Annotated in this window: 17 protein-coding genes; 1 reads left to right on the top strand and 16 read right to left on the bottom strand. The window is 67.9% G+C overall.

What is annotated here, in order from left to right; genetic code table 11:
• Positions 1–13 precede the first annotated feature (13 nt).
• The 9 genes from H1R19_RS06800 to H1R19_RS06760 form a co-directional block, all read right to left on the bottom strand.
• Positions 14–1,459 carry a sigma 54-interacting transcriptional regulator gene (locus H1R19_RS06800; RefSeq protein WP_188330036.1) on the bottom strand — a complete coding sequence of 482 codons (1,446 nt, stop codon included), beginning with the start codon at positions 1,457–1,459 and terminating at the stop codon, positions 14–16.
• A 52-nt stretch (positions 1,460–1,511) separates the two neighbouring features.
• Positions 1,512–2,087 (bottom strand): maleylpyruvate isomerase N-terminal domain-containing protein, encoded by a 576-nt coding sequence (locus H1R19_RS06795; RefSeq protein WP_219851046.1) that lies wholly within the window; start codon positions 2,085–2,087, stop codon positions 1,512–1,514.
• A 4-nt stretch (positions 2,088–2,091) separates the two neighbouring features.
• The gene (locus H1R19_RS06790; protein ID WP_219851045.1) at positions 2,092–2,586 is read right to left on the bottom strand and encodes an SRPBCC family protein; all 495 of its coding nucleotides are present in this window, start codon (positions 2,584–2,586) and stop codon (positions 2,092–2,094) included.
• Positions 2,583–3,023, bottom strand: coding sequence for an ArsR/SmtB family transcription factor (locus tag H1R19_RS06785; protein WP_219851044.1), 441 nt, complete (start codon positions 3,021–3,023; stop codon positions 2,583–2,585). Before H1R19_RS06785 ends, H1R19_RS06790 begins: the two co-directional genes overlap by 4 nt.
• Before the next feature lie 146 nt (positions 3,024–3,169).
• Positions 3,170–4,099, bottom strand: a complete 930-nt coding sequence (locus H1R19_RS06780) for a TauD/TfdA dioxygenase family protein (protein ID WP_188330040.1) — start codon at positions 4,097–4,099, stop codon at positions 3,170–3,172.
• A 289-nt stretch (positions 4,100–4,388) separates the two neighbouring features.
• Positions 4,389–5,237 carry an ABC transporter ATP-binding protein gene (locus tag H1R19_RS06775; RefSeq protein WP_219851043.1) on the bottom strand — a complete coding sequence of 283 codons (849 nt, stop codon included), beginning with the start codon at positions 5,235–5,237 and terminating at the stop codon, positions 4,389–4,391.
• Positions 5,218–6,312, bottom strand: coding sequence for a taurine ABC transporter substrate-binding protein (locus H1R19_RS06770; protein ID WP_372632038.1), 1,095 nt, complete (start codon positions 6,310–6,312; stop codon positions 5,218–5,220). Before H1R19_RS06770 ends, H1R19_RS06775 begins: the two co-directional genes overlap by 20 nt.
• Positions 6,313–6,318: 6 nt before the next feature.
• Positions 6,319–7,182 (bottom strand): ABC transporter permease, encoded by an 864-nt coding sequence (locus H1R19_RS06765; protein WP_219851042.1) that lies wholly within the window; start codon positions 7,180–7,182, stop codon positions 6,319–6,321.
• Positions 7,183–7,308: 126 nt separating this feature from the next.
• Positions 7,309–7,500, bottom strand: coding sequence for a hypothetical protein (locus H1R19_RS06760; protein ID WP_188330043.1), 192 nt, complete (start codon positions 7,498–7,500; stop codon positions 7,309–7,311).
• Between the two features lie 178 nt (positions 7,501–7,678).
• Between H1R19_RS06760 and H1R19_RS06755 the strand changes: the two genes are divergently transcribed.
• On the top strand, positions 7,679–8,941 hold the full coding sequence (locus tag H1R19_RS06755; protein WP_219851041.1) for an HNH endonuclease: 1,263 nt from the start codon (positions 7,679–7,681) through the stop codon (positions 8,939–8,941).
• 184 nt (positions 8,942–9,125) lie between these two features.
• Here H1R19_RS06755 and H1R19_RS06750 read toward each other — a convergent pair whose 3' ends face one another.
• From H1R19_RS06750 to H1R19_RS06720, 7 genes are all read right to left on the bottom strand, one after another.
• On the bottom strand, positions 9,126–9,869 hold the full coding sequence (locus H1R19_RS06750) for a sulfite exporter TauE/SafE family protein (protein WP_219851546.1): 744 nt from the start codon (positions 9,867–9,869) through the stop codon (positions 9,126–9,128).
• On the bottom strand, positions 9,856–11,430 hold the full coding sequence (gene purH / locus H1R19_RS06745) for a bifunctional phosphoribosylaminoimidazolecarboxamide formyltransferase/IMP cyclohydrolase (protein ID WP_219851040.1): 1,575 nt from the start codon (positions 11,428–11,430) through the stop codon (positions 9,856–9,858). The genes H1R19_RS06750 and purH overlap by 14 nt, the downstream gene beginning before the upstream one ends.
• Positions 11,427–12,050 carry a phosphoribosylglycinamide formyltransferase gene (gene purN / locus H1R19_RS06740; RefSeq protein WP_188330046.1) on the bottom strand — a complete coding sequence of 208 codons (624 nt, stop codon included), beginning with the start codon at positions 12,048–12,050 and terminating at the stop codon, positions 11,427–11,429. Before purN ends, purH begins: the two co-directional genes overlap by 4 nt.
• 169 nt (positions 12,051–12,219) lie before the next feature.
• Positions 12,220–13,875, bottom strand: a complete 1,656-nt coding sequence (locus H1R19_RS06735; protein WP_219851039.1) for a cell division protein PerM — start codon at positions 13,873–13,875, stop codon at positions 12,220–12,222.
• Positions 13,876–14,033: 158 nt separating this feature from the next.
• A complete protein-coding gene (locus H1R19_RS06730) occupies positions 14,034–15,323 on the bottom strand; it encodes a DUF5336 domain-containing protein (RefSeq protein WP_188330048.1) in 1,290 nt (429 codons plus the stop codon).
• A gap of 251 nt (positions 15,324–15,574) precedes the next feature.
• Complete coding sequence (locus H1R19_RS06725; RefSeq protein ID WP_219851038.1) at positions 15,575–17,605, bottom strand: acetoacetate--CoA ligase; 2,031 nt, start codon at positions 17,603–17,605, stop codon at positions 15,575–15,577.
• Positions 17,602–19,245 carry an AMP-binding protein gene (locus H1R19_RS06720; protein WP_219851037.1) on the bottom strand — a complete coding sequence of 548 codons (1,644 nt, stop codon included), beginning with the start codon at positions 19,243–19,245 and terminating at the stop codon, positions 17,602–17,604. Before H1R19_RS06720 ends, H1R19_RS06725 begins: the two co-directional genes overlap by 4 nt.
• Positions 19,246–19,292: the final 47 nt, after the last annotated feature.

Here is a 19,292-nt window from a genome sequence, read left to right as displayed (position 1 = left end):
CGCCGAGTCGGCGTCAGCCGTAGAGGGTCTGACCCGATTCGTCGGCTTCCTTACCTATCCGGCGCGCCAGATAGAGGCCTTCCAGTGCCAGCTCGACGGCGCTCGCCCGCTCGCCGTCGATCTCGGCGTCGAGCCGCTCGGCGATCTCGTCCAGCACCCCCGAGGTGTCCTCGGGCGAGGGGATCGAACGCAGGAAGTCCGCGGCACGGACACGGTCGCCGGTGACCACCGGTTCGCCGTTCTCGAGCGCCTCCACCAGTGGCGCCATGTCGATGCCGCCGAGGTGAGCGCGCACCGCGTCGGCGATGGACTTGCGCATGAGGTGCTCGAGGATCTCCAGCTCGCGTCCCTCTTCCCCGGATTCGAACTCGATCTTGCCGCGCAACACCTCGATCACCGATGCCAGGTCGACGACCCGGGCCACCGCCTGATCCTCTCCGGTCACGGCGGCGCGGTGAAGTGCAGCCGCGGCAACGGTTTCGGCGCCGGCGATGGAGAAGCGCGCGGAGACACCCGAGCGCTGATCGATCGACGGATGGTCGCGGGCGTAACGGGTGAACCGCGCCAGGATCTCGGTGATGAAGGTCGGCACACTCGCGGTGAGGTCGGCCTCCTGCTCGATGACCGACACCTCGTCGTCGAGCTCGAGAGGGTAGTGAGTGCGGATCTCGGCGCCGAACCGGTCCTTGAGCGGGGTGATGATGCGGCCGCGGTTGGTGTAGTCCTCCGGGTTCGCGCTGGCCATCACGAGGACGTCGAGGGGCAGGCGCAGCGTGTAGCCGCGGACCTGGATGTCGCGCTCCTCCATCACGTTCAGCATCGAGACCTGGATGCGTTCGGCGAGGTCGGGCAGCTCGTTGATCGCGACGATCCCGCGGTGGGCGCGCGGGATGAGCCCGAAGTGGATGGTTTCGGGGTCGCCGAGGCTGCGGCCCTCGGCCACCTTCATCGGGTCGATGTCGCCGACCAGGTCGGCCACCGAGGTGTCGGGGGTGGCGAGCTTCTCGCTGTAGCGCTGGCTGCGATGACGCCACTCGACGGGCAGGTCGTCGAGGAGGTTGGCGGCCTTGCGGATCGAACCCGGGGTGATGGGTTCATACGGATGCTCGCCCAGTTCGGAACCGGCGATCACCGGTGTCCACTCGTCGAGCAGCCCGACCAGCGTGCGCAGGATGCGCGTCTTGCCCTGGCCGCGCTCGCCGAGCATCACGACGTCGTGGCCGGCGATCAGCGCGCGCTCGAGCTGCGGGATGACCGTCGCCTCGAAGCCCACGATGCCCGGCCACGGGTCGCGGCCCTCGCGGAGCGCCGACAGCAGATTGTTGCGGATCTCGTCGCGCACGCTGCGCTGCACGTGGCCACTGGCACGCAGTTCACCCAGAGTTCGGGGTGATGGATGCCGGGTTTCGGTCGACTGAGAACCATGGGTGGTGAAGTTGTCCTCTGGCACGTGATCCACGCTACTCCGAGTTGTGATGTGCGTGCGTCCCGCAGGTAGGTCGCCTCCGGCCTCAGCCGCCGGGCGGCGCCCAGCCCGGATCCCTGCCGACGAACCCCATCAGGCGACTCGCTGCGTCGGCGTCGGCGGCCACCTCGACCTTCGGTCCGTACTGACCCGAGCTCCGCAGGATCGCATCGATCGGTTCCATACCGCCCAGCAGCCGCTGCGCGTAGCCGGCGTCGAGGTCGGGTGTGCGGCCCTGGGACCGGGCGAGGTCCCAGCTGTGCATGAACACATCGGGGGTGTAGAACTGGTCGACCGCGTCGGCGAGCCGATGTTCGCCGGCCATCGGGTGGCTGAAGGTCGCCTCGGCCGACGGGCCGTCGAGCAGCGCCTGGACCGCGCCCGCGTGCGCCGACCACGCACCGGCCGGGTCGGCGGCGACCGCGGGCCCGCCCGCCAGTGCGATCCCGTCGGCGGCGAGAAATCCGGTGAACCAGTCGACGAGGTGGGCGACCACGTCACGCGCCACCCACCCCTCGACCGGTGTCGGCGCGTCCCAGTCGGCAACCCCGTCGACGATCTCGGTGAAGCCGTCGGCGATCGCTCGATGCCGGGCCGCCGCGTCGAACTCCGTGAGAGTCATCGGGTCAGATCTCCCCTGCGGCGAGCATCTTGTCGAGCGCGGCGTAGCCGTCGTTCACGCCTACCTCCATACCCGAGGCGAGCCAGCCGTCGCGGGCTTCGAAACTGTCGCACAGGGACTGTGCGTGCAGGCGCGTCGTCCCGTCGCCGAGGTCCTCGAACCACAGGGTCTCCAGCGACACCGCGTCGGGCATGTCCAGCCACGTGAAGGTCTGCACGATCTTGTCGTCCGACACCGTATGGAAGCAGCCACGGAAGCCGAACTCCTGCCCCTCGTGGGTGGAGACGTAGCGCCAGCTCCCGCCGTCGCGGACATCCCATTCGATGACGCGACTGGTGATGGCGTCGGGACCGATCCAGCGGACGAAGAGTTCGGGGTCGGTGTGGGCCTTCATCAGCTGGGCCGGGGTGCCGCGGAAGTCACGAGTGATCCGGATGATGGGCACCTCCTTGTCGGCTTCGATCGCGGCCTCGGGGTAGCGGGTCTGGGTTGCGGTCATGACACTTTCCCTTCCTGGTGGAGTGGCAGTTCGTCCTCGAGGTGCTGTGACATCGAGTTCTGGGACATCGAGTTCTGTGACATCGAGTTCTGGGACATCGGTTTCTGGGCCTCGGGGCCGTCGTTCATCTCGGCGAGCAGCACATCGAGACGCTGGTAGCGCTCCTCCGCCCGCTTGCGGTACCGCTCGATCCATTTGGTCACGAGGTCGAACACCTCTGCTTCCAAATGGACCGGGCGGGTTTGGGCCTCCCGGGTTCGGGTCACCAGGCCGGCGTCCTCGAGCACCTTCAGATGCTTGGAGACGGCCTGGATGCTGACGTCATACGGCTCGGCGAGTTCGCTGACCGTCGCATCGGAGACCGTCAGCCGGGCGACCATGTCGCGCCGCGTCGGGTCCGCGAGTGCGGCGAACACCTTGGACAACTCGTCTGCCATCCGTCCTCCTCAACCGTTTGGTTGAATTCAACGATGCGCCCGTCGCGACGCTTTGTCAACCATTTGGTTGAATAGCGCGACAAGAAGAATCCCTATGACGTCGTGCCCGGTAGCCGGGCACAACGTCATAGGGATTCGGAGGTCGGTCAGGCGGGCCCGATGGGCGCGTCGCCCCGCAGCGTGATGCGGTGCATCACCCGACGGTTGTCCCCGTAGTCGCGGTTCGCGTAGTGCAGGGTGTTGCGGTTGTCCCAGAGCACGAGATCTCCCAGACGCCATCGGTGCCGGACGATGTGCTCGGGCTTGGTGAGATGCGCGTAGAGCAGGTCCAGGATGCCGCGGCTCTCCGCCTCGGACACACCTTCGATGTGCGAGGTGAAGCCCGGGTTGACGAACAGCGACTTGCGCCCGGTCTCGGGGTGGATGCGCACGACCGGGTGGCTGACCGGCACCAGCTCGGTCACTTCCTCTCCGTCCCAGGTGTTTCCACGCCCGTTGCGGCGCTGCTTGAGGTAGTAGCCGAACGCACGGTTGCCGTCGTGCACCGCACTCAGACCGTCGATCATCCGCCGCACCGGCTCCGACAGCGACCGGTACGCGAGCTCGGCGTCGGCCCAGTTGGTGTCACCGCCGTTGCGCGGCAACACGACCGGGCGCAGGATCGACCCCATGGGTGGGCCTGGCATGAAGGTGACGTCGGTGTGCCAGACGTCGGCGAATCCGTCGTCGGTGCTGTCGAGGGAATAGACCTCGGCGGGTACATCGCCGCTGTTCCACACCGGATGCCCGAAGGTCAGATCGCCCAGCCGGTTACCGAACTCGATGTGGGCGGCATCGTCGAGGTGCTGGTCACGGAGCACGATGACCTTGTAGTCGATCAGCGCCCGGCGCAGCGCGGCGACCTGCGCATCGGAGGCGGAGGCGACGTCGACGCCGCGGATCTCGGCACCGAAATGGGGACCGAACTCGTCGATGTCGAACTCGACACCGCTCGAGATGGCCGGTGAGCCCGTGGTGCGCTGGGAAGTGGCGGACGGTTGAGACGTGCGGGACTCAGGGGAGGTCGAGGTCGTCATGATGGTTCCTTCGCGGATCGGGTCGAACAGGGCCGGTACCAGGGTTTGCCGGGGGCGAGCCATGGTGCGAACCGTCCGACCAGTTCATCGAGTGAAGGGCCATCGAACGCGTCGGGATGTGCCTGCTCGACACCACCGGACCCGCGCACATCGACGCGCTCGATGAGCGGTCGTGGCAAGGGGCGGCGGTTTCGACGGAGGACACCCGTACTGTCTAACCGCGATCGGCCGCCACCGACAGGATTAATCCCACGCTGAGGAAAAGGGCCTCTACTGGGAGCGATGTCGGTCACGCGACGGCGGCCTCCTTCACCGCCGCCCCCACCTCGGCCCGCAACGCGGCGTACTCGGGTGAACCCCGAAGCTCTTCGGGCCCCACGCCTGTGCGCGGCAGCGGCGAGGTGAGGTCGAGCGCGACGCGGCCGGGACGTCGGGTGAGGACGATGATTCGGCTGCCCAGGAAGGCGGCCTCGTCGGCGCTGTGGGTGACGAACACACTGGTGCGTCCGCTGTCCGAGCTCACCGCGCGCAGATCCTCCTGCAGCCGTTCACGTGTCAGGGCGTCGAGGGCCGCGAACGGTTCGTCGAGCAGGAGCAACGACGTCTCGGCCGCGAGCGCGCGGGCGATCGCCACACGCTGCTGCTGGCCGCCCGAGATCTCCCAGATCCGACGCTGCGCGATGTCCTCGAGCCCCACACGATGCAGGAGCTCGACGCGCCGCGCGGCCCGTTCACCGCGGGGGACCCTGGCGTACTTGAGTGCGAGATCGATGTTGCCGCCCACCGTCTTCCACGGGAACAGCCGCGGCTGCTGGAAGACCACGCCGGAGGTGACGCCGGGCAGTGGCGCGCCGCCCGACACCTCGACCTCGCCCGTCGAGGCCTGCTCGAATCCCGCGATCAGGCGCAGCAGGGTCGATTTTCCGCACCCCGAGGCCCCGACCAGCACCAGGAACTCCCCCGGCGGGATGTCGAGATCGACCGGACCGACGGCCGTGACCGCGCCCGCCCCGGCCCCGTAGGTCTGCGACACGTTACGCAGGCGGATCGCACCGCGTTGTCCCGCGTCCCGGCCGGGGGTCTCGGCGGTGGCGCGATCCCCGGCGTCGACCAGTGGGCTACTGCTGTTCGACGACACCCGGTAATCCCTCTGTGTAGATGGCCTTCCGGAAGGTCTCGAGCGGCGGAGCGGCCGGGATCTGCTGCTGTTCGGCCAGGAACACCGCTGCGCTGTGCAGATTCTCCGCGAGATTGCCGGGTTCTCCCGCGGTGCCCAGCCACGTCGGGCTGGTCAGTTCCGCGACCGTGAGGTAGGTGCCCTGCTTCAACTGGTTCGCCGCATCCTCCGGCGTTGTACCCAACTGTGCGGCCACGGCGTCGGCGGCGGCCTGCGGGTCGTCCTTGATGAGGGTGAGCGCCCGGGCCTGGACCTTGCGCCAGGTGTCGACGACCTCCGGATTCGCCTCGGCGAACTCGCTGGAGACCACACCGAGGTCGAGCGTCGGCTTCCCGGCGGTGGCCAGCTGCCGGCTGGCAACGAGAGTCTTTCCGTCCTGACGCAATTCGTCCAGGGTGGGCAGCCAGGTGTACACCGCATCGATGTCACCGCGCTGCCAGGCCGCCAAGGACGCCTGCGGTTGCAGATCGATGAGGTCGACGTCCTTCGGATTCACCCCGGCCTCGTTCAACGCGGCGAGCAGACTGTAGTGGGCAGTCGAGGCGAACGCGGTGGCCACCCGCTTACCCCTCAGGTCGGCGACGGTGTCGATCCCGGTCCCGTCACGCGCGACGAGTGCCTCGTTGTCACCGGCGACATCGAGAACGAAGGCCACCTGGTACGGGATGTTCAGTGGCGCGGACAGTCCGCGGGCCACCGGGCTGGAACCGATTGCGGCGAAATCGACTTCTTTGGCGACGAAGGCGGTGTTGATGTCGGCACCGGAGTCGAACTTGGTCCATTTGATGTTGTGGTCCGGCAGGGCTTCTTCGAGCCAGCCGTTGTTCTTGACGATCAGGTCGCCGCTGGGGAAGGACTGGTAGGCAATACGGATCGTCGGCTTGCTGCTGTCGCTACCCGAGTTGTCCACCGAGCACCCGACGAGCACCAGCATCACTGCGGCGACCACCCCGAGCGCCACACCGAACCGCGAACGTCCCGGCTTGTTCGAGCGTCGCATCCGGCGAATGCCGGCCCCCCTGCGTGTGAGTGTCATTGCGTGTCAGACCTTTCCGCGCCACGGCACCACTCGGTGCTCGATTGATCGAAGGAGCCCGTCGATGATCAGTCCGGACAGACCGATGGCGATGATGCCGACCAGGACGACGGGAGTGTTGTTGTAGTTGCTGGCATCCTTGACCACGCCACCGATCCCGGGGATACCGTTGAAGAGCTCGGCGGCGACCACCGAGGAGTACGCGATCCCGACGGAAAGTCTTATGCCGGTGAAGGTCTCCGGCAACGCCGACGGCACCACGATGTCCCTGATCACCTCCGACCGGGACGCGCCCAGTGCGCGGGCGGCCTCGATCAGACCCACCGGGGCGGCACTGACCGCCGCAGTGGTCGCCACGGCCGCGGGTGGCAGCGCCGCGAGCGCGAGCAACGTGATCTTCGGCGCCTCGTCGATGCCCAGCCAGATGACGAGCAGGAAGAAGTACGCCAGCGGCGGGAGCGCACGCAAGAACGTGAGCCAGGGTTCGAGCAATCGCCGCAACCAGGCGACCGTCCCCATCGCCAGTCCGAGAAGAACTCCGAGGGCCACGCCGATCGCCACACCGGCGAAGACGCGGCGCAGCGTCATGTAGAGGTGTTCCCACCAGTAGTAGTCGGCATAGCCGCGAACCCCGTTGTGCGTGGTGGACATGTCGACGAAGGCGTCCCACACCGCGCCGAGGCGGGGAACGAAGGTCTCACTCCAGATCCCGCTGACGGCGACCAGTTGCCAGACGCCCGCGAACACCACCACCGACAGCAGCGGCAGTCCTGTCCTGGTGAGCGCCGATCGCAGGCGCGACGAGCCCCGGGCCGGAGCCGCCGTCCGGCCCCCCGCGTCGTCGGGGGTGATGTCCACAAACAAGGTCACCGTGCATGTCTAGACATCGCGAACCCCGGCGACCAGAGTTTTCCTCGTCGAGAGGGAAACTGCCGCCGAATGCGCAGGATGCCGGCTTCATGTGCATGTTGCGTGCCCGTTGCCGGTCGATCCCGTTCAGTGAATCGGCTGGGTCAGGAAACTGCGCGACCACCTCGGCGACTCCCGCCGACCCGACTCGACGCGAGCGCGTAGCGCCGGTCCGGCGGTCTGCCATCGGGGTTCGTTGTCGAGGCCGGCATCGAGCGGGCGGACGTTGCACGCGACCTCTGTCACGACCGACGAGTCCGCGGCCGGCACGGTGGTCACGTGTCGCAGCTTTCCGATAGCTTCGGGCCAGCAACACCCACCACCTATCGACAGAATGCGAAACGGGTGTGACTGTAGTTCACCACTGTGATCGATCGCGGTGCACATCTCCGAACCCATTACGTGCCAACATCATTCACCTCGAAGAGCTTGTGGAAACTCCTCACCCGTCGAACGAATGTTCCCGTACAGTGGAGTCATGCCAGAGCTCGACACACTCCTCGATCAGCTCATCGAGACCAGCCCGCCCGCCGACGACTCCACGGGTGAAACGACATTCGATGCGCTGAACACGCTGCGGTGGATCCGCAACATCGTCGACCATCAGATCGTCACCCACACAGCACAACTCGACGCAATCGGTGTCGCACAAAAGGCCGGTGGCACCACCCGGAAGCTGTTGGTCGAGATCGGCCACGCGCCCGCCTCGGTCAATCGCATCATGCGAAGCGTCGACGGTCTACCCGCGCTGCCCGCTCTGGCTCGTCACGCCGCCGACGGACGACTGTCCACCGAGGTCGTCGACGCCATCGTCCGCGGAATGAGTCACATCGAGACCCGCTGCCCCGACGGGCTTTCCGATGAAGACAAGGGTTCGCACGAGACCGACCTCATCGGCCAAGCGCTGTCGGGTGCGACGCCGGCGCGCGTGCTCGAATACGCCCGCACCATCGGCAACACCCTCGCCGACGCCACCGACACCGGGATGGCCGCCGCCGACGATCCGTCCCTCAACATGGTCAACGCGCACTCCACCGACGACGGCCGTGTCGAGATCCGCGCCGACCTCACCCAGCTCGTCGGGGAGAAGTTCCTGTCGATGATCGACGAACGGTCCTGCCCTCGCCCCGAACCCGACGGCTCCGACGACCGGCGCACCGCCGAACAACGCCGCGCCGACGCCTTCGAACTCATCCTCGACCAAGCTGCAGTCGGCGCCACCATCGACACCGTCGGCTCTCCGCGCACCCAACTCGTACTGACCATCCCCGCCACCGGCGCCGACCCAGCCACCCTGCCGTGGACCGGATCCATCAGCCAGGCCACCGCCCGCCAGATATCGTGTGACGGGACACTCACCGAGATCATCCTCGACGGAGAAGGCGTGCCGCTACAGATGGGGCAAGCCCGGCGATTGTTCCCGGCGCACCTACGCAGAGCCGTGATCGTCCGCGACAGCTGCTGCATCAAATGCGGTGCGCCGCCGTCATATACCCAGGTGCATCACGTCCGGCACTGGGCCGACGATGGTCCTACCGACCTCGACAACGGTTGCCTGCTCTGCCAACGCTGCCACACCCAGGTCCACCATCACGGTTGGGACGTCGTCATGGGTTTCGACCGACACCCCTGGCTGGTTCCGCCCGCCTCGATCGACCCACACCGTCGACCGTTACCGGCCTACAACCGACGCACCATGCGACTCGACGACGCAGCCTGACAGATCGCCCGACAACAGTTCTTCGCGTAGCACCTTGGCGCACCCGGCTCACGCCCGGGACCGCATCCGTCCCTTGACAACTACACAGCGGAACAGGAGGCGACTGGCGTACCCGACTCAGAGATCGCGGGTCGGGTACGCCAGTCGCGCCTCACGACCTGCGCAAGATCCGGGTGGATGACAGTCAGCCGACCGCGAGCCAGGCGGCGAGCCCGAGACCGCAGATGCCGACCACGATCCGAAGAGGTCCGGGCGGTAGGCGCTTGACCACCGGCGGCCCGCACCATCCGCCGGCCAGACAGCCGATGGCCATGGCGAGCGCGGCCCACCAGTTCACGGGCCCGAAGATCATGAAACCGATCGCCGCGACGGTGTTGGCGATCCCGAGGAACACCGACTTGGACAACGCTGCGCGCCACAGCGGTTCACTGGTGACCACCAGCATCAGCGCGAGGATCATGATTCCCGCGCCCGCACCGAAATAGCCGCCGTACACGCAGATCAGCGTGAGCCCGGTGATGAACACCCAGGGACGCTCGACGTGCGCGGTCGCCCAACGTCGTAGAACCGGTTGCGCGAGAAGGGCCGCCGCCGCGATCGCGACCAGAAACGGGACGACGGCCTCGAATGCCTCGGCCGGTGTCATGAGCAGCAGGACCGCGCCGACGGTGCCACCGATGAGCGCCGCGACGGCGCCGACGACCAGACGACGCCGGTCACCGTCGAGCAGTGATCTCCCCGACTGCGCGGTGCTGCCCACCCCGACGGCGACCAGGGCGACGGTGTTGGTCACGTTGGCCGCGATCGGGCTGAGCCCCACCGCGAGTAGCGCGGGATAGCTGACGATGGACGCCAGTCCCGTGATGTAACCGATCAGGCCGGCGCCGAATCCCGCGACGACCAGCAGTGCAAGATCAGTGAGCGAAATGGCGCGCCCCGGTGAGGTAGAGCGTCACGCCCGCCTCCTCGGCCGCCTCGATCACCTCTTTGTCACGGATCGAGCCGCCCGGCTGCGCAACGGCTTTCACGCCGGCGGAGAGCAGTACCTGCAGGCCGTCCGGGAACGGGAAGAAGGCGTCCGACGCACCGACGCTGCCCGCTGCCCGCTCCCCGGCGCGCTGCACGGCGAGATGGGCGGAGTCGACGCGATTGACCTGGCCCATGCCGACGCCGACCGAGGCACCGTCGGAAGCGAGCAGAATGGCGTTGGACTTGACCGAACGGCAGGCACGCCACGCGAATTCGAGATCGGCGAGGGTCTGCTCGTCGGCGGGCGGACCGGCGACGAGGTTCCAGTTGGCCGGATTGTCACCGTCGGCGTCGAGGACGTCGCGCTGCTGCATGAGCAGACCACCCGAGACCGGCTTGGTCTCGATCCCGGTGGCCGCCGGCGGGGTGGCCACCAGCACACGGATGTTCTTCTTGCGGGTCAGCACCGACAACGCACCGTCGGCGAAGCCCGGTGCGACGACGACCTCGGTGAAGATCTCGGCGACCTGCTCGGCCATCTCGACGGTGATCTCGCGGTTCGCCGCGATCACTCCGCCGTACGCGCTGACCGGATCACAGGCATGGGCCTTGCGGTGGGCCTCGGCGATGTCGGCACCCACGGCGATGCCGCACGGGTTGGCGTGCTTGATGATCGCGACCGCCGGGGCGGCGAAGTCATAAGCGGCGCGCCACGCGGCATCGGCATCGGTGTAGTTGTTGTAACTCATCTCCTTGCCGTGCAGCTGCTCGGCAGTCGCCACCCCACCGGTGCCGGAGTTACCGATGTAGAGCGCCGCAGCCTGATGCGGGTTCTCGCCGTAGCGGAGCACCGCCGACCGGGTCCAGGTGGCGCCGGCCCAGCTCGGGAACTGTGAATCATCTTCGGGGGCAACCACACTCGACATCCACGACGCGACCGCCACGTCGTAATCAGCGGTGTGACGGAAAGCCTTGGCGGCCAGCTTCTTCCGGTCGGCCAGCGTGAATCCGCCAGCCGCGACGGCCTCGGTGACCAGGGCGTAGTCACCCGGGTTGACCACCACGGCGACCGAGGGATGGTTCTTCGCCGCGCCGCGCACCATCGACGGACCGCCGATGTCGATCTGCTCGATGCACTCGTCGGGCGTGGCCCCCGAGGCCACGGTCGCGGTGAACGGGTAGAGGTTGACGATGACGAGATCGAATGCGGCGACACCCAATTCGGCCAGCTGGGCGACATGGTCGTCCTTGCGGGTGTCGGCGAGGATGCCGGCGTGGACCTTCGGGTGCAGTGTCTTGACCCGGCCGTCGAGGCACTCGGGGAAGCCGGTCAGCGTCGACACCTCGACCACCGGTACCCCGGTGTCGGCGATGGTCTTGGCGGTCGATCCCGTCGACACGATCTCCACACCGGCTGCCTGCAGCGCGGTCGCGAGATCGGCGAGGCCGCTCTTGTCGTAGACACTCACCAGCGCGCGCCGAATGGGTCGGCGGGAACTGTCAGGGCTGTGTGCGTTCACGGGATGCGGGCCTTTCGTCCATCGATGACTACTCCTCTGGCGACCAGTGCGGTCACCACGTCGGCGAGCAACACGCGCTCGACCGTCTTGATGCGTTCGTGCAGCGTGTCGGCGGTGTCGTCGTCGACGACGGTCACCGCCTGCTGCGCGAGGATCGGACCGGTGTCGACCCCTTCGTCGACGAGGTGCACCGTCGCCCCGGTGACCTTGACTCCGTAGTCGAGGGCCTCGGCCACACCGTGCGCGCCCGGGAACGCGGGTAGCAGCGCCGGATGACTGTTGACGACTCGCCCACCGAAGCGGCCGAGAAAGGCAGGGCCGAGGATCTTCATGAAACCCGCGGTGACCACCCACGCCGGATCTACCGCGGCGACCTCATCGGTCAGCGCGCGGTCCCATGCGGCCCGGTCCGGGTGATCGCCGACGCGGCAGGTGATCAGCGGGATCTCATTGCGGGCAGCGATCTCCTGGGCACGGCACGCGCGGTCGACGACGATGGCTGCGACGGTGAACGTCGCGTCGTCGGCGGCAGTCCGCGCGATCAACGATTCCAGCAGTGAACCGGTACCCGATGCCAGCACCACCAGTGGGGTGCGTTCGGGCGCGGTCGGGGAGGTCACGGCGTCGAGCCTAATCTCCGCACGTGCAGCGGCCCCCGCCGGGTCAGGTGCGAGCCGGGCGGTCGGGCGGGTGGTGACTGCGCCGTCGCGTCGTACCGCCTGCATGCCTGCGGCGGATGGGGGCCGCACCGACAGCGATACCTCGAAGTCGACGATTCAGCGCTGTCATTCAGCGCTGTCGCGGGGCACCCGGGTAGAGGTCGTAGTCGGCGTCGTCGGCGAGATCGGCGTCGTCGAGGTCGTCGACGTAGACCCGGTTCGGCGCCCGCCGGTATGTGGCGCCGTCCTGCGGGCCCGAACCCGCATCGGCGTACCCGGCGTCCTCGTACCCGGCGTCCTCGTACCCGGATTCCCTCTGGTCGCCGGGTTCGTACGTCTCGGCTTCGTACGTGTCGCCGGAGTCCGCGCCGTCCGGGTCCGTTTCGCCGGAGTCCGCCCCGTCCGGGTCCGTGTCTTCGATGTCCGTGTCTTCGGAGTCCTCGTACTCCGCGAACTCGACGTATTCGTCGTCGTCATCGAGGTCCGCGACGATGACGTATTCGTCTTCGTAACCGAGGTCGAACGGGTCGTCGAAGTAGTCCTCACCCATGGCGGCCCGCGCCGCACGAGTCGATGGCAGGAAGGCGTAGACGAGCACGATCAGCAGACCGATCACCGAGATCCACCCGAGGGTGAAGACCCCGGCCGCCGAGACCGTCATCGCGACGTCGCCGAACTCGCCGAGCGAGCCGCCGGAGGACACTGTCAGGATCGCCACCGCCGATGCGGCGACGGCTGCCGCCACGCCCACCGAACGCACGTGCGCCATCGGATCGAGATCGCGGCAACGCCAGCCGACGAAGGCGGCCACACCCGCGGGAATCACCATGCCGACCAGGCCCCAGGCGCCCGCACCGGTCCCCTCGGGCAGCACCGCCAGGACGGGCACGGGCGGGACCGCTCCCCCTCGAACGGTGAAGAGGTCGACGGTCATCGCACCGAGCTGGATGTCGGACCCGACGAGCACCGCCAGCGCACCGACGATGACATTCGGCAAGTACAGAACCGACAGCACGGTCAGCCCCAGGTAGCCGTCGAAGTCGGCGCCGGTCGCGATCAGCTCGCCGATCTGACCGTGGCGCATCAGCATGCGCAGGCATACCAGCAGCGCGCCCGCCACCATCAGCATCAGGGCGGCCACCACGCCGTACCGGAAGCCGCGCCGGTCGGCGTGGGTCACCCCCCAGCGGGCGGCGAAGTCGCGTCGGCGACTCCATCCGATTCCCGCGAGGGCGGCACCGCCGTGGACTCCCAGCGTGTACGCGAAGGCGATCAACGCGCTCGGCGTCTGGACCGGGAGCACCGAACCGCCGTCCATCACGATCGCCAGCGACATGGCGGTGATGAGAAGAGGACCGACGAGGGCCGAGAACACCACGGCACCGATGTCGAACAGGTCGTGCGCGGACCGGCCGCCCGAGCCGCCACCGCCCGTGACGGCCCGGGCGGTCAGGACCGCCGTCCCGGCCGCGACGACCAGCGTCGGCAACAGCGGCAGCACACCGATCGTCACGCCGCTGATCGTCACCGGCACCTGATGGATGGCCAGCCAGCTCGACGCGATCGCACTGGGCAGCCCGGTCAGGCCGCTTCCGGCGAGTAACAACACGGTCAACATCACGACGATGAGGGTCACCAGCGCGACCGCGGGGACGGTGAAGGCCACCACCGCGAGCTGCCGGGCCGAACCCTCGGCGGCGACGCGCTGTGCACGCCGGGATCGTCGCAGGTTACGAAGCTGCGACGCCAAGTTCTCCGCGGTCGAATCAGGCCTGAGGGTGGGCATCGGTATGAGCGTGACACGGGCCCGGCCCGGCCCGTCGTAGACGCGCCGAGGGGGCGGGGAAAGCGAGTCAGGTCACCGGGACCCGCGCCCGGTGGACCGCTGGGACAACGACGGTGCCCCGCCGACGCGGGGTCGACGGGGCACCGAGGAGAAGTGGATCAGCTACCGCTGCCGGTGGGCGGTTCCGGCTTCTGGAACACGGTGGTGCTGTGTTCACCGGAGGGACCGGCACCCGACGGGTTCGCCGACGCACCGGGTGTACCGGCGGACGCGCCCGAGGCACCCGTGGAGTACTGGCCGGGGCGATAGTCGCCATATCCCGACTCGCCGTGGCCCGAGGCCGAAGAGCCGGACTGTGCAGACGAACCACCTGAGGCCGACGAACCACCCGGGACCGACGAAGCACCTGAGGCCGACGACTCGCTCGCGCCGCTCGGCGCCGAGTAGCCGGACTGGCCGGCTGCCGACGACCCCGGGGACTGCGCGTACGACGACGGGTCGTAGCTCGCCGATCCGTGCTGGCCGTACTGCGACTGTGCGGTTCCCGTGCCGTAGCCACTGGCCTGTGCGTCACCGTATCCGGCTGCCTGCTGGCTGCCGGTGGAATCGGCCTGCGAAGTCGCTGAGACGATCGGGCCCGTCGACGAGGCCCCGGCGCCCGTTGCCGGTGCCACCTTGAGCACTGCGGCGTCGATGAGCAGCCACACCACCGAGAGGATCGCCGACAGCAACGAGAAGACCAGCAGCAGAATCGCTCCCGCGGCATTGTCGTCGAAGCTGAGGAACTGGAACAGGGTGATCAGGAACGCGGGCACGGTCAGTGCCACCGCGATCGGCGCCGCCGCCACCTTCACCGACGGGATCAGCGAGAGCAGGGACAAGACTCCCGCGACGACCACGAGGGCGTAGGGAACCGCGTACAGGGTTCCGAACACCTCGGCCGAGACCTCGATCGGTCCGCCCATCGACAGCACCTCGGTCTTGGCCGCGGCGAGGAAGCCCGCGAACAGCACGATGACGCCGAACGCGCCGATCGCACCGGCGAGGATCATCGGCGTGATGGCCGGCAGTCCCTGGCTCGGCTGCTTCACCGGCTGCTGCGACTGACCGTGCTGGCCGTAACCCTGCTGACCCTGCTGGCCGTAACCCTGTTGGCCGTATGTCTGCTGGCCATAGCCCTGCTGACCGTAAGTCTGCTGGCCGTAACCCTGCTGCCCGTAGCCCTGCTGCCCGTAACCCTGGGCGGGGCTCTGGCCGTAACCCTGCTGGCCCTGGCCGTACTGCTGGCCTGGGCTCTGCTGGCTGTACTGTTCGGAGCCAGAGGTCCCTGACCCCTGCGATCCGGTGTTCTGGGCCCCGGCCTGCGGGTAGCCCGACGGGCTCCCGTACTGGCCGTAGGACTGGCCGGACTCGGGCTGCTGCCCGTAGCCCCCCGGTGGATACGTCATGGAGATCTCCTGGTCAGGGGTCAGTAGGTCAGGATCAACGCATCGCGGTCACGGTGACGGCGAGACGGCCGTCTGGCGCCGCGACGCGCAGAACTCCCGACCCACGCTAGTACATATGGCGGTCGCGTCCTATGAATCATCTGGCGACAGACTCCGGTTGGAGTGCTCCCCACCGTACCGGCGTCGGGCCGGTCGGCACCGTCGGTTGACACAGGCATCGGTGCACAGGCGTCTGGACTCGGCGCGCGCGATCACCAGCGGTGGGCACGTCCCTGTTCTGCGTACCAGTCGATGAGCGAGTAGTCGTCGACGGATCTCGGATCGATGTTGACCTCCGTGCGGCCCGCCAGAATCGCGGTGACCGGAACCTCGAGCTTCTTGCCGGTGCGGGTGTGCGGGATGCCCGGGGCCTCGATGACCTCATCGGGCACATGGCGTTTCGACAACCGGTCGCGCACCGCGGCCCCGATCCGTCCGACCAGCGCGTCGTCGAGCACCGCACCGGGCACCAGGGTGACGAACAGCGGCATCCAGTAGGCACCGTCAGGCCCGTCGACCCCGAGGACGAACGCCTCGGCGATCTCCTCGAGCGCCTCCACGATCTCGTAGATGTCGGCCGATCCCATGCGGATTCCGGAGCGGTTCAGGGTCGCATCGCTTCGCCCGTGGATGACGAGGGATCCGCGGTCGGTCACGGTGACCCAATCGCCGTGACGCCACACCGGGTTTGCCCGGGCGGTGTTCTCACCCTGCCACTCGTGCGCGAAATACGCCGCACGGTAACGGGCACCATCGGCGTCGTTCCAGAAATGGACCGGCATCGACGGCATCGGCGCGGTGACGACGAGTTCGCCGACCTCACCCACCTGCGGGGTGCCGTCGGGCGCCCAACTCTCCAGTGCCACACCCAGATATCGGACCGACAGTTCGCCGGGCACCATCGGCACCCCGGTCGAGCCACCGGCGAACGCCGAGACGATGTCGGTGCCGCCGCTGATCGACGAGATCGGCACACCGGCCTTCACATGCTCGTCGACCCAGGTGAAAAGGTCTGCGGCGAGGGACGATCCGGTACTGCCGACCACTCGCAACGATCCGAGGTCATGGTCGCGGCCCGGTTCGAGACCGGCCTTGCGCGACGCCTGCAACTGACCCGGGCTGGTGCCGAAATAGGTGACCTTCTCGTCGTCGACGATCTGCCAGAGCCGGTCGGCATCGGGATACAACGGCGAACCGCTGTAACAGATGATCCTCGCGCCACACAGCAACCCGGCGACCTGATAGTTCCACATCATCCAGCTCAGGGCGGTCTGCCAGAAGAACACATCCTTCGACGACAGGTCACCGTGCAACGCTGCGGCTTTCAGGTGTTCGACGAGCACGCCGCCGTGGCCGTGCACGATGCCCTTGGGGCGACCGGTGGTCCCGGAACTGAACAGCACCCACAGCGGGTGATCGAACGGCACCGGCACCGGACGGGAGCCGTCGGCGGCGGCGCGGACCGCGTCGTCGTAGGCTATCGTCGACGCCCCGTCATCCGCAGCCCCAACACCCCCGGCGTCCCCGACGGCCCCGACGGTGATGTGCGCGACGAGGTCCGGTAGCAGCCCGGCGAGTTCGGCGCTGTCGGCGCGTTTGTCGATGAACTTGCCGTTGTAGCGATAACCGTCGGCAGTGAACAGGACCTTCGGCGAGAGCTGGGCGAGACGGCCCGCGGCGCCCTCCGGTGCGTAATCCTGGCCGCAGCCGGACCAGATCGCGCCGAGACTGGCGGTGGCGAGAAAGGCGACGACGGCCTCGGGGATGTCGGGCAGGTAGGCGGCCACCACATCTCCCGGGGAGATTCCCTGCGCCCGAAGGGTCGACGCGAGACCGGCCACCAGCGCGGGCAGCTCCGCCCACGAGATCTCCGTGCGTCCACCGGCCTCGTCGATGCCGACGATGGCGGCGCCGGGCAGGGATGCGTGCCGCAGCACCGCCTCGACGTAGTTCAGCCGCACCTCCGGAAACCAGTGCGCGCCCGGCATCCGGGCGTCGGCGAGCACGGCGTCGTCTCCGTCGCCGAGCGGTTCGGCCGCGAGCGAATCGAGGTCGAAGAACTCCCACACACCGCGCCAGAACTGTGCGGGCTGCTGCACCGACCACGACCACAGCTGGTCGTAATCGGTTGCCGGAACACCGAATCGGCGCTCCACCAGCCGGCGGAACCCGTCGAGTTGCACGTCGTTCTTCCGCGATGCGGTATCGCCGTCTGTCCGCGATGCGGTATCACCGTGGGTCATCGCAGACGCTCCAGGATGGAGAGGGCCTCGTCGCGCATCGCCACCTTGCGTACCTTGCCGGTGACGGTCATCGGGAACTCGTCGACGACGTGGACGTACCGCGGGATCTTGTGCCGGGCGATCTTGCCGTCGGCGAAGGCACGGAGGTCCTCGGCAGTGAGATCGCCTGCCGGCTCACGCAATCGCACCCACGCCATGAGTTCCTCACCGTACTTCTCATCCGGCACGCCGATCACCTGCGCGTCGAGGATGTCGGGATGGGTGTACAGGAACTCCTCGATCTCGCGCGGGTAGATGTTCTCGCCGCCGCGGATCACCATGTCCTTGATCCGACCGGTGATGCGGACGTAACCGGTGTCGTCCATCTCCGCGAGGTCGCCGGTGTGCATCCACCCGTCGGCGTCGATGGCCTCGGCGGTCTTGTCCGGGTCGTTCCAGTACCCGGTCATCACCGAGTAACCGCGCGTGCACAATTCTCCGGTCTCACCGCACTGCAGGGTCTCACCGGCTCCGGGGTCGACGACCTTGATCTCGAGGTGCGGACCCACCCGGCCGACGGTCGTCACACGTAGTTCGAGCGGGTCGTCGACGCGGGTCTGCGTCGATACCGGCGACGTCTCGGTCATGCCGTAACAGATGGAGACCTGGTCCATGTGCATCCGGTCGACGACCTGGCGCATCACATGTTCGGGGCACGGTGACCCCGCCATGATCCCGGTACGCAGCGACGACAGATCGATCTCCAGGCCGTCGTCGAGCAGGGCGAGTTCTGCGATGAACATCGTCGGGACGCCGTAGAGGCTGGTGCAGCGGTACTTCGCGACAGCCTCGAGCGTGGCCAGCGGATCGAAGGCGGGTGCCGGGATGACCATGGCCGCACCGTGACTCGTCGCCGCGAGGTTGCCCATGACCATGCCGAAGCAGTGGTAGAACGGCACCGGGATGCAGATGCGGTCATCGGCGGTGTAGTCGACCAGTTCACCCACGAGGTAACCGTTGTTGCCGATGTTGCGATGCGAGAGCGTCGCCCCCTTGGGGAATCCCGTTGTCCCGGAGGTGTACTGGATGTTGATCGGATCGTCGGCCGACAACGAGGCCGCGATGTCGGCGACCCGCGTCAGTTCCGCGGCCGACGGTTCGGCGGTGAGTTCCGCCCACTCCGGGGAATCGAACAGCACCACCTCGCGCAGCTCGGGGCAGCGCGCCCGGGCCTCACCCAGCATCGACGCATAGTCCGAGTCCTTGAACCGTTCGGCGGCCAGTACGACGCCGGTGCCGGATTGCTGCAGCGCGTACTCGATCTCGTTCTGGCGGTAGGCCGGATTGAGATTGACGAGGATGGCGCCGATCTCGGCCGTCGCATACTGGGTCAGCACCCACTCGAACCGGTTGGGGGCCCACAGCCCGACCCGGTCGCCGGTCGAGACACCGAGGCGCAGCAGTCCGGCGGCGAGGGCGCGGACGTCGCGGTGCAACTCGGCATAGGTCCACTCGCGGTCGGCCGCGGCGTCGATCAGTGCCGTGCGCTCGCCGTACTGCCCGACGGTGCGCGCCAGCGTGGCACCGATCGTCTCGGTCAGCAGGGCGGGGCTCGGGTCACCCCGGGTGTGTGCGGGCTGGGTGTGAGCGTCGGTGCTCATGTCGTGCTCCGGTCTGTCGGTCGACGGCTCGAAATGGCTTGTCGTGC

It is taken from the genome of Gordonia jinghuaiqii, from assembly GCF_014041935.1.
GTDB classification, from domain to species: Bacteria; Actinomycetota; Actinomycetes; order Mycobacteriales; family Mycobacteriaceae; genus Gordonia; species Gordonia jinghuaiqii.
Note: the sequence above shows the minus strand (reverse complement) of the source record. Positions and strands in the feature narration are given on the sequence as shown.

What these genes read in the sequence shown, in the direction of transcription:
- H1R19_RS06755 (WP_219851041.1), top strand. Translation starts at nt 7,679, where the DNA reads ATGTTCCCGTACAGTGGAGTCATGCCAGAGCTCGACACACTCCTCGAT.
- H1R19_RS06795 (WP_219851046.1), bottom strand. Translation starts at nt 2,087, where the DNA reads ATGACTCTCACGGAGTTCGACGCGGCGGCCCGGCATCGAGCGATCGCC.
- H1R19_RS06780 (WP_188330040.1), bottom strand. Translation starts at nt 4,099, where the DNA reads ATGACGACCTCGACCTCCCCTGAGTCCCGCACGTCTCAACCGTCCGCC.
- H1R19_RS06785 (WP_219851044.1), bottom strand. Translation starts at nt 3,023, where the DNA reads ATGGCAGACGAGTTGTCCAAGGTGTTCGCCGCACTCGCGGACCCGACG.
- H1R19_RS06730 (WP_188330048.1), bottom strand. Translation starts at nt 15,323, where the DNA reads ATGACGTATCCACCGGGGGGCTACGGGCAGCAGCCCGAGTCCGGCCAG.
- H1R19_RS06770 (WP_372632038.1), bottom strand. Translation starts at nt 6,312, where the DNA reads ATGACACTCACACGCAGGGGGGCCGGCATTCGCCGGATGCGACGCTCG.
- H1R19_RS06720 (WP_219851037.1), bottom strand. Translation starts at nt 19,245, where the DNA reads ATGAGCACCGACGCTCACACCCAGCCCGCACACACCCGGGGTGACCCG.
- H1R19_RS06735 (WP_219851039.1), bottom strand. Translation starts at nt 13,875, where the DNA reads ATGCCCACCCTCAGGCCTGATTCGACCGCGGAGAACTTGGCGTCGCAG.
- H1R19_RS06725 (WP_219851038.1), bottom strand. Translation starts at nt 17,605, where the DNA reads ATGACCCACGGTGATACCGCATCGCGGACAGACGGCGATACCGCATCG.
- H1R19_RS06790 (WP_219851045.1), bottom strand. Translation starts at nt 2,586, where the DNA reads ATGACCGCAACCCAGACCCGCTACCCCGAGGCCGCGATCGAAGCCGAC.